11 protein-coding genes are annotated in these 13,876 nt (G+C 36.4%); all 11 read right to left on the bottom strand.

Going from position 1 to position 13,876, the window contains the following annotated elements:
* Positions 1–99: 99 nt before the first annotated feature.
* The 11 genes from rpoD to nagE all read right to left on the bottom strand — a co-directional run bounded on the left by rpoD (position 100) and on the right by nagE (position 13,875).
* A complete protein-coding gene (gene rpoD / locus IGK03_RS06525) occupies positions 100–1,206 on the bottom strand; it encodes an RNA polymerase sigma factor RpoD (protein WP_002360364.1) in 1,107 nt (368 codons plus the stop codon).
* 107 nt (positions 1,207–1,313) lie between these two features.
* Complete coding sequence (gene dnaG / locus IGK03_RS06520) at positions 1,314–3,200, bottom strand: DNA primase (protein ID WP_033624960.1); 1,887 nt, start codon at positions 3,198–3,200, stop codon at positions 1,314–1,316.
* Between the two features lie 316 nt (positions 3,201–3,516).
* Positions 3,517–5,853, bottom strand: coding sequence for a cation-translocating P-type ATPase (locus IGK03_RS06515; protein ID WP_010713417.1), 2,337 nt, complete (start codon positions 5,851–5,853; stop codon positions 3,517–3,519).
* A 128-nt stretch (positions 5,854–5,981) separates the two neighbouring features.
* Entirely contained in the window at positions 5,982–6,599 is a 618-nt protein-coding gene (locus tag IGK03_RS06510) for a lysozyme family protein (protein ID WP_002357646.1), read from the bottom strand.
* A gap of 290 nt (positions 6,600–6,889) precedes the next feature.
* A complete protein-coding gene (gene alsE / locus IGK03_RS06505; protein ID WP_002420219.1) occupies positions 6,890–7,579 on the bottom strand; it encodes a D-allulose 6-phosphate 3-epimerase in 690 nt (229 codons plus the stop codon).
* 137 nt (positions 7,580–7,716) lie between these two features.
* Positions 7,717–8,817: a PTS fructose transporter subunit IIC gene (locus IGK03_RS06500; protein ID WP_002369426.1), complete on the bottom strand. Its 1,101-nt coding sequence runs from the start codon at positions 8,815–8,817 to the stop codon at positions 7,717–7,719.
* Positions 8,818–8,926: 109 nt separating this feature from the next.
* The gene (locus tag IGK03_RS06495) at positions 8,927–9,376 is read right to left on the bottom strand and encodes a PTS sugar transporter subunit IIA (RefSeq protein WP_049095475.1); all 450 of its coding nucleotides are present in this window, start codon (positions 9,374–9,376) and stop codon (positions 8,927–8,929) included.
* 19 nt (positions 9,377–9,395) lie between these two features.
* Positions 9,396–9,713, bottom strand: coding sequence for a PTS fructose transporter subunit IIB (locus IGK03_RS06490; RefSeq protein WP_002357651.1), 318 nt, complete (start codon positions 9,711–9,713; stop codon positions 9,396–9,398).
* On the bottom strand, positions 9,710–10,165 hold the full coding sequence (locus IGK03_RS06485; RefSeq protein ID WP_049095474.1) for a PTS sugar transporter subunit IIA: 456 nt from the start codon (positions 10,163–10,165) through the stop codon (positions 9,710–9,712). The genes IGK03_RS06490 and IGK03_RS06485 overlap by 4 nt, the downstream gene beginning before the upstream one ends.
* Positions 10,155–11,636 carry a BglG family transcription antiterminator gene (locus IGK03_RS06480; protein ID WP_049095473.1) on the bottom strand — a complete coding sequence of 494 codons (1,482 nt, stop codon included), beginning with the start codon at positions 11,634–11,636 and terminating at the stop codon, positions 10,155–10,157. Before IGK03_RS06480 ends, IGK03_RS06485 begins: the two co-directional genes overlap by 11 nt.
* Before the next feature lie 241 nt (positions 11,637–11,877).
* The gene (nagE, locus tag IGK03_RS06475) at positions 11,878–13,875 is read right to left on the bottom strand and encodes an N-acetylglucosamine-specific PTS transporter subunit IIBC (protein ID WP_049095471.1); all 1,998 of its coding nucleotides are present in this window, start codon (positions 13,873–13,875) and stop codon (positions 11,878–11,880) included.
* Position 13,876 lies beyond the last annotated feature (1 nt).

Here is a 13,876-nt window from a genome sequence, read left to right as displayed (position 1 = left end):
TGCGCCTTCTTCCAATAACTAGCAATGACATTTAGAGACTTTTTAAAAATCAAAAGCGGCTCTTCTCGCATGCACGAAAAGAGCCGCTAAACGGTATGTTTATTCTAAAAAGTCTTTTAATTGTTTTGAACGAGAAGGATGTCTTAGTTTTCTTAACGCTTTTGCTTCAATTTGACGAATACGTTCGCGAGTGACACCGAAAACTTTTCCGACTTCTTCTAGCGTACGTGTCCGACCATCATCTAAACCAAAACGTAAACGTAAAACATTTTCTTCACGGTCTGTTAAAGTATCCAGAACATCTTCTAGTTGTTCTTTTAACAATTCGTAAGCTGCATGTTCAGCAGGACTTGTAGCATCTTGGTCTTCAATGAAATCACCTAAATGTGAATCATCTTCTTCACCAATTGGTGTTTCTAAAGAGACTGGCTCTTGTGCGATTTTTAGGATTTCACGAACTTTTTCTGTTGGTAAATCCATTTCCGCACCAATTTCTTCTGGCGTTGGTTCTCTACCTAAATCTTGCAATAGTTGGCGTTGAATCCGAATCAATTTATTGATTGTTTCAACCATGTGAACAGGAATTCGAATTGTTCTAGCTTGGTCCGCAATTGCCCGCGTAATCGCTTGACGAATCCACCAAGTAGCATACGTAGAGAATTTGAACCCTTTACGGTAGTCAAATTTTTCAACAGCTTTCATTAAGCCCATATTACCTTCTTGAATTAAATCCAAGAATTGCATACCACGACCTACATATCGTTTGGCAATTGAAACAACCAAACGTAAGTTGGCTTCTGCTAAACGTTGTTTTGCTTCTTGATCGCCTTCTTCAATTTTAAGTGCCAATTCAACTTCTTCTGCGGCAGTTAACAATTGAACGCGCCCAATTTCTTTTAGGTACATACGCACGGGATCATTAATTTTAACACCTGTTGGCGCAGATAAGTCTTCTGCTTGGGCCTTTTCCGCTTCTTTTTCATCTTTTTTCAAGCTATGTTCACTTGGGTCTCCATTTTCATCGACCACGCTGATACCAGCATCTTCAACTTTTTGGATCAATTTTTCCATAGCTTCTGCATCCAAAGTATACGGTGTGGCTAATTGATTCGCTAAATCATCATAAACCACTGTTCCTTTAGGCTTGTTTTCTTTGATAAATGCTGCCACTGCAGCTTCATATTTTTTACTTGTTTCTTTTTCCATGAAAGAAGGCCCCCTTCATTTTTCGGTTCACGCTTGAAATAACTGATAAATCACTCGGACTTATCAAAATAAAATGAACAAAACGCTTAGTTCTATTCATTTATTGCTTAAGTAAATGTTCGTTGAGCTTTAAGCTGTCGAGCCAATTGGATAATCTCCATTGTTAATTCGGCTTCAAGCTGTTGGTTGCCCACTCGTTTTGCTTCTTGCTGTTGAATCTTTTTCTGCTCAATTGCCTCTGCAATACTTGATAAGGCAATTACATGTAATAAATCGGCAACTTCTCGCTCAGAGCTTTCTTCCGATAAATTCTGATACGCAATTTCAATTGCTAATTGTTTGGTTTGATTATCTTGCAAGAAATTAATAAAATCGGCAATGTCGAAACTTTGATGCAGTGTCGCATAACTTTCTAGCAAGAAATATAATTCTTGGTATTCATCATGAGCGAACGAAAAATCTGGCAATTGTTGAACGGTTTGCCGTACTCCTTGTTCATTCATTAAACGAAATAATAATGAACGTTCTGCTTTTTGAACTTGGGTTAACGGTAACTTGTTCTGGACGTGATTCTCTTCAAAAACAGGTTCTTCCATTGGTGGTGGCATCATTTCATCTTGATAAAATTGTTGCCTTTCTTGCCGTTGGACTGAACGTTGCTCCTGCTTCAATTGATTGAATTGCTCTTCCAAACTATGAACAGAAAGTTGAAATTCCTGAGCAATTTGGTTTAAATAACGATCACGTTCCAAAGGAGATTGAACATTGGTTAACTCCCGTAACAATTCGTTCACATAATCCAATTGTTCTTTTTCGTTATTCATGTTTCTAGTTAACCGATGATAATTCATTTTAAAACTAAAAACTGTTTCTCGGCCATGATTGGCTAAATTTTGAAAAGCTTCTGCGCCATATTTCCGCACATATTCATCAGGATCCAGCTTTTCAGGGATGCTGACAATACTCAAGTCAAAATGACTGTTTTCTTGCAATAATTGAATCGCACGGTTTGTGGCTTGAACACCGGCATTATCGCCATCGTAACAAATAACTACTTCCTTAGCGACCCGCTCCAAACGCCGAATTTGTTCATTGGTCAAACTAGTCCCCATTGAAGCCACCCCACTTTTTACGCCTGATTGCCAAGCAGCGATAACATCCATGAATCCTTCAAAAAGCAATACTGTATTTTCTTTACGAATTTCTTTTCTGGCTCTATCAAAGTTAAACAGCGTTTCTCGCTTATTAAAAAGTGTTGTTTCAGGACTATTCAAGTATTTAGGCATCTCATCTCCTGGAAAATCAGCTGTTTTTAACAAGCGACCAGAAAAGGCGATGACATTGCCTTGGGGATCATTAATTGGAAACATGATTCGTTGATAGAAACGATCCAAAAACGTACCGTTATCTCTTTGGACAAACAGCCCAGAAGGCTCAAAAAGCGTTTCATCCAGTTGTTCATTTTTAAAAACTTGACTTAAGAAATCACGTTTTTGCGGCGCAAATCCAATTTGAAAGGTCTCAATTAGTTCTTGTGTTAACCCCCGCTCTAATAAATAGTTTAATGCGGGTTCGCCAATTTTAGTATTCACTAAAATATGATGGTAAAGTTCTGCGGCTTTACTATGCAGTTGTAACAAACTCCGTCTTTGTTGGTGTTCTGGGGTATCCGCTACTTCACGCGGCTCTGACCAATCAAAGTCCACAGATAAATGTTCCAAATCTGCAACACGTTTCACGGATTCTGGAAAACTAATGCCTTCAATTTCTTGCAAGAAATTAAAAACAGTTCCACCTTTCCCGCAGCCAAAACAGTGAAAAATTTGTTTGTCTTCTGCTACTGAAAATGAAGGGGAACGTTCTTCGTGAAACGGACATAAACCCATATAATTTTTACCGGATTTTTTTAACTGGACATACTGCCCAATAATATCTACTATATTCGTTCGGTGACGAACTTCCTCAATGACTTCCTGAGGAATGCGTTGTGCCATTGTCCTCACCTCCTAAGAATAGCATTGTGCTAACTCATGTGATTGACCGTTTAAAAAACGCACTGTCATTTCAGTGCGAATTCCAATGGACACATTTACACATGATTTATTGTATCACATAATCTCTGTTTTTCAAGTATCTTGTTTCAACTCAACAAAAAAAGAAAGTATCTAGGACAAAAGTCATCCTGACTCCTGCCTCAGACACTAACTCTTAAAATAATCAGTTAAACATCAAGCTTGCTCCGACTTCCTTCAAGATTTAAAGAAGAACTGCATTTCTGGAGACGAATGCTTTTAGCTCAACCTCTGTTTTTTATAAATCTTTAATTGTTTTTCCAGCACGTTTCATTTGTACGAAACCAATTGTTACACGCACCACAATATTAATGGCCATCATAATAAAGAAGAGACCCATTGTTTGCGAAGTTAAGAAACCAATTTCTAAAATGTTGTGGAATAACATAGCTGCTACATAAATACCAATAATGGTACTGAAAACCAAGAAAATGCGTAATGGATTTAAAGGCAGACATGCTCGAACAACAGCCATACAACTAATTCCAACTAATAAATAATACATTAACGTCGTGGTGTCTAAAGAAGAAAATCCTTGATTTTGTCCAATCAGATAAACAGCAATAATATTCGCTACAACTAAAAGCGCATTAACAGACGCATTTTTCAAAGCCGTTGGTAAAAACTTCCCGACAACTTTTCGTTTGTCCCCTTCGAAAGATAAGAAGAAGGCTGGATATCCTTCAATTGCTAAATCAATCAAGGTCACTTGAATCGGAATGAACGGGAACGCAATGGCCGTTAAAGCACAAATGATTGAGAGAATAAACGAATAAATCGTTTTAATGAAGAAAACGCTGGAAACTCGGGTTACATTATTTACCACACGCCGTCCTTCAAACAAGACATCTGGTAACGTTGTAAAATCAGAATCTAGCAAAACTAGATTAGAAATTTGCCGAGTAGCGCCATCTCCTTCTGCCATAGCGATACTACAATCCGCTTCTCGTAACGCTAAAACATCGTTGACCCCATCGCCGGTCATCGCCACCACATGCTCTGTGTCTTTCAACTCACGTACAATGGTTCGTTTTTGCTGAGGCGATACACGTCCGAACACTGTGTATTGCTGAACCGCTTCACGCACTTCTGCTTCTGTCGTTTTGGTCGACAAATCAATATAAGACTCATAACCGGGTAGCCCAGCACGACGAGCAATATTTGAAACAGTCACCGGATTATCACCAGAAATTACTTTTAAGTCGATTCCTTCTTTTTTTAGATAAGCCAGTGTTTCTTTGGCATTTTGGCGAATTGGATCATCAATTTCTAGAATTGCTAATGGCTCTAAATAAGGCATTTTGGTTTCGTTTAACGGTTGTTGCTCCGCAATAGCTAACATCAAGACGCGATAACCATTCTCTTGTGCTGTAAAAACAGCTTCTGGCAACCGACTATCGTCTACCAAACGCTCAGGAGCCCCTAAATAAACTGTCCCAATTTCTGGAAATTCAATAGCTCCCCATTTTCGTTCAGAAGAAAAAGCCAAGACTTCTTTTGCGCCAAATCGATTGGATACTTCATAATGATCACGAATTGCTTGCATTGTAATATTATTATCCGTACTTTCAGATAGGTAGCTTCCGATAATCTGTGGGAAGAGTTCTTCATATTTGTCATGCAAGATAATCGCCTTTTGCACTTTCATTTTACCTTCTGTAATCGTTCCAGTTTTATCTAAACACAAAGTGTCCACATGGGCCAATGTTTCAATTGAGTACATATCTTGTACTAGAATACGTTTTTTGGCTAACTTAATGACACCTGTTGTCAGCGCAATACTAATTAATAGTACTAATCCTTTTGGTAACATCCCTAACAAAGCAGCTGCAGAAGCAACAACAGATGTTTTAATGCCAGCATCTCTTAACCAAAAAGCTTCAACAAATAAAATAATCCCTAGAGGAATAATCACCCAACTTGTAAATTTAGAGACTTTACGAATCGAATTGACTAACTCTGATTGAATTGGTTTATGCACTTTGGCTTCTTGGGTGATTTTCACAGCATAGTTTTCGGCACCAACGTGGATAACACGGGCATAGGCTTGTCCGCTAACAATGAAACTTCCAGAAAGCAAGGTATCGCCGATTTCCTTTTCAATTAAATCTGATTCACCTGTTAACAACGCTTCATTCGCTTCGACTTTACCGTCAATAACTTCCATATCAGAAGGAACTTGTTCCCCTGCAGAGATAATAACAATATCTTCCATAACTAGTTCTTTTGTATCAATTTCTTGTTGTACGCCATTTCGAACAACATGAACATTTTCTTTTGCCACAATAGATAATTTTTGAACTAAATTACGGGCATGAATTTCTTGGAAAATCCCGATTGACATGTTCACAATAATAATCGCTAAGAAAGCCAGATTGGAATACGCTCCGACAAATAGTAAACAAACAGCGATTGCAAAGTTTAAAAAGTTGAATAACGTCATGACGTTATCAAAAATAATATCTTTTGTAGATTTCGCTACATTTTCCTCATAATTATTTTGAAGGCCTAACTCTTTCTGCTTGGCAACTTCTTCTGTACTTAACCCTTTTTTCAGGTCGACTTTATTCAACATCCAGCTCTTTCCCTACCTTTTCAATTAATCAGTTACATCCCTTCTAGTTTACTTGCATTTTCATGAAACTGCAAGAAAAGCCTAAAAAATTCCTGTAAGTTGAAAGAATTCTTTAGACTTTTCTCGTTTTAATTTAACTTTTCAATAAACCAACGATTCATTTTGACAATTTCCGCATAGAACATATTGCCACCATTTTGATAAAGGTAACCACCATTGTAAACTAACGCTTGCCAACGATAATAACGATATTTCGTATTTTGGTCATTCCCTAGCAACGGTGAAAGGACTTCTCTTGAATATTCTTCTGCTAACTCTGTCGTGTGTTTCCCGCCACGTTCTTTAACAAACTGAATATAATCCAGTCCATAATTATATGCTTGTACGCCTGTCCATTCATCACAGCCAGCTTCTTTTGCTTTCGCTAACGCTTCCGCGAGAAATTTGACGCCATGTGCGATACTTTCTTCTGGTGTTTCAATCACTTCTTGTTGTCCATAAACACTTTCACTGCTCTGCATAATATCGCCAGATTTTCCTTTAGATTCTGTATAGATAATCGCTAAAGCTAATGTTTTGTATTCAGGTATTTTATTTTTTTTGACTTCTGCTTCTACTTGTTTTTCAAAGGTCATTACCGTTTCAACATTTTGATGTATTTTATAGCCAAGATAGCCAAGACCAGCAACTAAACCAACAAACAAAAGTAGCATGATTTTATAAATTATTTTTCTTACTCTACGCATCGAATCATCCAAACTTTTTCTTTTAAGATACGTTCTATGTTACTTGAAATAACTGAAAAAAGCGAAGTTTTTGTTACTTCTTTAGTTTTATTTAATAAAAGTAACTTTTTTGTGAACAAACCGTAACTTCGCAAGATTGAACGTTTTCACCTAGAATAGAATAACAAGTAATTTTGTTCTATTGACGCTTATTTATTGCATCAAAAAAGCCCAGATAAGAATGAACAAAATTCTTTTCTAGGCTTGACTTTATACAACTTATCTATTCTTTTAACAAACAGTCAAATGTTTTATGGAATTTTTTTCCCAGTCATTTCTTCATAGTCTCTACTCATCATTCTCCAAGCTTTTTCAATATCTTTGTTCAATCCAAACAATCCGCTTCTACCAACAATATAAATATCAGGTCCTGCAGCATCAATTCGCTTAAATGAATTTCTATTCGATGAGCCGTCCATTTCAATTACATAACGATAACCTTTTTCTTCACGTAAATTACGAAGAGCAACAATTTTATCAAGTGTTCCTTCAATAAATCGTTGGCCAGCAAAGCCTGGATCAACGGTCATGATTGTGATTTTATCCAACAATTCAATATATGGAAAGATTGATTCAATAGGCGTTTCGGGATTAAGGACGATCCCTGCTTTAAGATTAGCATTGTGAATTTGGTCAATTAGGCGAAATGCTAGACCATCTAAAACCTCTGCATGCATACAAATCCATTCACATTTGATATCTACTAGTTGTTGTACCCAAAAGCTTGGATTCGTAACCATTAGATGGGCAGATACTGGGAGCTTCGAAATTTTTCTTAACTCCTCAATAAACCACGGAGATAATGTAATGTTTGGCACATAGTGACCATCCATAATGTCTATGTGATACGAAGCAACATGATCATTCAAAAAGGTGATTTGTTGTTTAAACTTGTCCAAATCCATCGTCATTAGTGACGGAGAAAATTCAACTTTGTTCATTCTAATTTTCAACTCTTTCTATCTGATTATTTGGTTGATGTTTTTGAAAATTTTTCTAACTCGTTATATTCAGACGTTGACACATCTCTGACAGGCAATATAAATTGCATTAATTTTGTTGCGCTTTTTCATTTTGTTTAGAAAATCTGAATATCTTCCAAGTTTATCTCCTCTTCTTCTTTTTCTACTAAAGCTTCCATATCTTTCTCAGTTACATCTTTCTTAATAATAGCTAAAACTAAACCGGTAACCACAGCGTTTACAACAATTGCAATAATGCCAGCCAGCGGTTTACTCATTGTTGGAATCATTAAAACACCGCCAAATGGAACTGTCGCATCTGCCCCTAAGATCATTGTTGTTGCGCCACCCACGAAGCCGCCAATCGCTGTAGCAATGACTCCTCGGACAATATCATTCATAACTAAAGGAATAACACCTTCAACAATGTTAATCACGCCCATTGGTACGGCAGACTTTAACGTTTCAACTTCTAGTTTTGTATAAATATTTTTTCTAAATAATTTAGCAAAGAAGAAAGCTAATCCAAAGCCTATTGGCGTTGCTGTATTTACTAATTGCAATGCTGTAATTGGTCCATTAAGTCCTTCCGCTTGCATTGTCAAAACAAAGGCAAAAACAGTTTTGTTAATGGGTCCGCCATAGTCTATACCACTTAATAAACCAATTACACCACCAAAAATTAATAATGACGAGTTACCTAAGCTATCTAAAAAGTTCGTTAATAATGAAGTAAATGCCGTTATTGGGGTCCCGATAATATATACCATGATTAATCCACCAGTAATTGAGGTTAAAAATGGAATAATTAATGTTGGCATTAACCCTCTCGCCCAGTTTGGTAATTTCACATATTTTAAAATAGCTAATACAAGATATCCTGCCAAGTAACCACCTAAGATACCACCAATAAAGCCAGCGCCAACTGCATTCGCAGTTAACCCAATAATAAAGCCCGGAGCAATTCCAGGTTTACCAGCGATTGAAAAGGAAATGCCAGTAGATATAACAACCGGCAGTAAGCCTAAGCCAGCGCCACCCATAGTAGCTAAAGCATCCCAAAGTGAAAATTCACCTGGCACCAAGGTTCCTTGACTTGAGCCACCAAACCCCATACCAATTGCAATTAAAAAGCCAGCGCCACAGACAATTGGAATTAAATATGAGATTGCTGTTAATAAATGACCTTTAAGATTTAACTCTTTTAGTTTTTTCATTTTTATCCTCCTAAACATTGTTCTTTTCATTTTATTTTCTATTTAAAAAAATTACTGTTGTGGATTCTTCTGTAGAAAACATCCACAATATGCTGTCTTAGTAATTTCATTAAGAGAATGCCTTTACTACATCCTCTGGCGATTTTGATTGAAGGAATTCTCTCACTACTTCATCATTTCCGAGTTTTCTGGCAAACAATGATAATAGTTTAAGATGGCTAGTTGTTTCTTTATGATCATTACCCACAGCAAAAAGAATGATTCCTTTTACGCCATTATCATCTAAAGATTCCCAAGGAATTTCTGTACCATTAATACCAATGGCCACGCCTATTTTTTTTACATACGCACTTTTGCCATGTGGAATGGCTATATAGTTTCCGATGCCTGTTTGGCCTTCCGCCTCTCTAGCATAGATATCTTTTATAAAGCCTTTTTCATCTGAAATATTGCCATTTTCAAGCAAAAGATTGGCTAATTCTTTTAACGCTTCCTCTTTTGTATTTACATTCATATTCGTTTTAACGGTTTTTAAGTCAATGATATCCTTTACTTCCATTACAATTCCTCCTAGAAGATTACTTTTCTTGTGTCATAACTTCTTCTGCTTTTTCAATTAGTTTAGTGGGTGATTTTACAGCAACTTCTGTAGGTACTTGAATGATTCGTTTCCCATCAAAACGCTCTCTTCCAGAAATTTTTACATCAATGGCTAATATAACAATGTCCGCTTCCTTAATTTGTTCATCCGTTAGTTTGTTTTCAATCCCAATGGTCCCTTGTGTTTCTACATGAATCTCAACTCCTGCTTTTTTTGCAGCGTTCTCCAATTTTTCTTGTGCGATATATGTGTGAGCAATTCCTACTGTGCAGGCTGCTACGCCGACTATCTTCATTGTTTTTCCTCCTCAAATTTTTCTATAATTTTATAAAAATCTGTTTCTGTTTTTAAACGCAACAACTTTTCTAAGAAGTCTTCATTTGCTAATTTTCTAGTAAATCGACTGATTTCTTTTTTTACTTTTAACTGTTCATTTTCTTTTAGTAAGATGACAATAATTAATTTCACTTGCTTAATGTCTGCCGTCCATTCTTGGATTTCTGTTTTTAAGCCAATCAGATATATTTCACTTTTTTTCAAGAGTGCATTCTCTAAATGTGGCAAGACAATTTGCTCTGCAATCTGATTACTTCCCATCTTCTCACGATTTACCAAAGATTCCTCAATCTGCTTTTTTTCTTCGAGCGTTAACAAAGGTGCTGCTGTTTCTGCAATGAATTGATATACTTGCTGTTTTGAAAGAAGTTCTTGATTTAGGAAAACTTGGTATAAAGGATTAACGTTCATGATAGATTTCCTCAACTTTTCTTTGTAATCGATACTGATCATCCATTGTAAACATGGCACTTACCAACAATGATTTAATGGGGACCTTTTCCTGTAAATGAATCGTTGTAAGAATCAATTCAATATCAGAATAATCTTTTAATGATTTCTTTATATTTCGTGTGGCAATAATTTCAACAATTTGTAATTCAGGGAATTTCTTTTCAACTTTTACTCTCAATAGTTCTGAAGTTCCAATTCCAGTGGTACACATAATCAAAGTACGAATAGGTAACTGATTGGTTTCAATCATTCGCGCAAAATACAATGTAATAAACCCATTCTCATCTTCGTTTATAGCCGGCAGTTGATAGTTTTTACTTACTTGCTTAGAAACTTGCACAATTTTTCTGAAAATTGTTTCATACGTCATTTTTATTTGATCCAATAAACTATTCTTAACATGTATGCCGTTTTCAAGACGATTTATCATTGGTTTTATATGACTAGCCAATTCAAGAAGTAGCTGATCATTATCAGTTAAAATTTTTAGTTGTGCACTCATTTCCTCTAAATAAAATTGAGTAATTTGCATTACTTTGAAAGAAAAATTAGTTACTTTACTAAATGAACCTTGCATCCTAGAAGAAACCAAATATTGATATAAGTAATAAATTTCAACGTTAGGCAGTCTCTTATTTAAATAAGTTTCAATCTGTTGAATCGTTGTTTGCGCGACCTTTTTGAGTACTAAGTCCTTTGTTAATTCTTGTTCTTCTTCGTTAGATAATTGGTATTTTTCAGAAATAGCTACTTTTCGTGAACGACTAATTAAGATATAAAGATGCGAAAAGATGTTTACGTTATATGGATGTGGAATAGTAATATCCAGTTTCTTTTCAATGTTCCTGACTTGATCTAACGTAAAAAGGACATCATAATTATTAAAATTTAATGCTTTGTTGTTTCGAAGATCCTCAATATCGATAATGTTCAACAGTTGTATTCTATCGGAAATGGCTTTCCTGATAGCTCTTTCCTCCCCGATAATTGCCAACGTTCGATTTTTACGTTTGAGTGTTAAATCATATTTCTTTAAATCTTCGGCTAATTGTTGTTCATCGCTAAATATCACAGAATCGCCAACATAATATCTTGCAAATAATTCATAAACATTTTTAGCTTGTGGAGAAGCCAACAACAATTCCTCCAGAATTCGATTGCGTCTTTCCCTTGGCGAAAAATCACTTTCTTTTTCGACTAAATGTCGATTCTGTTCCATAAATCGTTCATAGTCTAGCTTGTATCCTCGTCCTTTCTCAGATAATATGAGTGAACCTTCTGAAAATTCATCGTTAATTTTTTTTATCAAACGATAAACTGTCTTAGGAGAAGTACTTAGGCAGTTTGCCAATTCTTCTGCAGTCATATAATCTTGTTTTTTTGAGAGAAGTAACAACAATTTTTGTCCACGTTCTTTTTTCGAACTCATAGCAACCCCTCCTTGATATATTTATTATAATCCATATAAAAGAAAACGCTTCCTTGTTTTTTGTCCGTTACATTGGCCATTTTTGTGAGTGGTTAAAGTGTTCAATTATGCGAAACTTTCTAAGGCTATTTATAAATAAAAATCTGTAGAGCAAGCTATTTTGAATTACTGTCTCTACAGACACTAATACTTTCAAAGAATATAAAAAAAGGGCTGCCTTACGGCTAGCCCTTTTTTACTTTTATTTTACGGTAACATTTCCGATTACATCATTTATTGAAGTCTTTTGACCTGCTTTTTGTAAATCGTATTGAGCAACGATATCTTGATTTGTGAAAACAACAATTAAATCTGATTTTTTGCCAGCTTGTTCTAATGCGGCTAAATCAATAGTTGCAATTTTATCGCCTTGTTTTACAACTTGGCCTTCTTCAACATGTAATGTAAATGGTCCACCTTGTAACTCAACAGTATCTAGACCCATGTGTAATAATACTTCAATGCCTGAATCTGTTTGGATACCTAACGCATGTTTTGTTGGGAAAATGCTAGTAATTTTACCAGCAACGGGTGTTGAAACTTCGCCGTCTGTTGGAACGACAGCAAAACCGTCACCCATCATTTTTGCTGAGAAAACATCATCTGGTACTTCAGAAATAGGAATAACTTTCCCATTCGCTACAGAATATAATTCAGTTTCTTTTGTTGAAACTGGTGCTTTTTCTTCAACAACTGGTTTAGAAACAGGTGTTTCTTTGACTGGTGTTGCTGGCGCTTGGTGGTTATATAATCGTTGCATTTCGTCAGCAACAAATTGTACTTCCGTACCAACGATCACTTGGATATTGGTGTCATCAATGACTTTCACACCAGGAACCCCAGTTGCTTTAATTTTTGCTTGATCCACTTTGCCTGTATCTTTCACTGTTAAGCGTAAACGAGTTGTACAGTTATCAATAGAAGTTACATTAGCATCAGCGCCTAAACCATCATAAATACGACGAGCTAGAGAAGCAAATTTGTTGTCACCTTCTGCAACATCTGGCGTTTCTTCGCCATCGCCTTCTTCACGTCCTGGTGTCATTAAGTTAAACTTAGTGATTGCAAAACGGAAACCGAAGTAGTAAATTGCTGCAAAGACAAGTCCTTGAACCACCAACATCATTGGATGATTCGCGACTGGGTTTTTCAAACTTAAGAAGAAGTCTACAAAACCTGCACTAAAGGCAAAGCCAGCTGTCCAATGCATAAACGCAGCGAATGCTAAAGAAATACCTGTAAAGACTGCATGTAAAACATATAAAGGCCAAGCAACGAACATAAATGAGAATTCTAAAGGTTCAGTAACGCCTGTAAAGAAAGCCGCAAAACCAGCAGCTAACATTAATGAAGCTGTAACTTTTTTCTTCTCAGGACGCGCACATTGATAAATAGCAAACGCGCCTGCTGGTAAACCAAACATCATTACTGGGAAGAAACCAGCTTGGTACATCCCTGTTTGTCCTACAATTGCTTTACCAGTATCTAACGCTTGTTGACCAGCTAAAAAGTTCCCAATATCATTGATACCAGCAACATCAAACCAGAAAACAGAATTCAAAGCATGGTGTAAGCCTGTTGGAATTAATAGTCGGTTAAAGAAACCATACAAGCCAGCTCCTACGAAACCTAAGCTAGAGATTCCTTTACCAAAAGCAACTAATCCGTTATAAACAACTGGCCAGAAGAAGAATAAGACAGCTGAGATTGCTAACATCGAAATAGCTGACATAATAGGAACTAAACGTTTTCCACTAAAGAATGATAAAGCCATTGGCAATTTCACACCAGAGAAACGATTATACATTGCCGCAGCAACTAAACCAGCGACAATCCCGACAAAGACATTGTTGTCCATGCTGTTGAAGGCTGGGTTTACTTCAGCAATATCCTTGAAGCCTTTAATGGCTTGGATAGAAGCAGGCGCTAAAACAGTTTTTGGCACTAAATAAGCGACTAAACCAGCTAATGCTGCCGATCCATCTTTATCTTTTGACATTCCTAACGCTAAACCAACCGCAAATAATAATGCTAAGTTGTTTAAGATAGCCAAACCACCATTCATTAGAAAAGTTGTGGCTGGACTAGCGCCGATTGTTCCCACGATCCAGTTGGCAATACCGACTAATAAAGAAGCCGCCGGTAATACAGCAACTGGTAACATTAACGAACGTCCCATTCTTTGCATATACGCTTTCATT

Origin of the sequence: Enterococcus sp. DIV2453a (assembly GCF_050533535.1) — a bacterium.
GTDB lineage: Bacteria > Bacillota > Bacilli > Lactobacillales > Enterococcaceae > Enterococcus > Enterococcus faecalis.
This window is presented reverse-complemented; position numbering and strand designations above follow the sequence as displayed.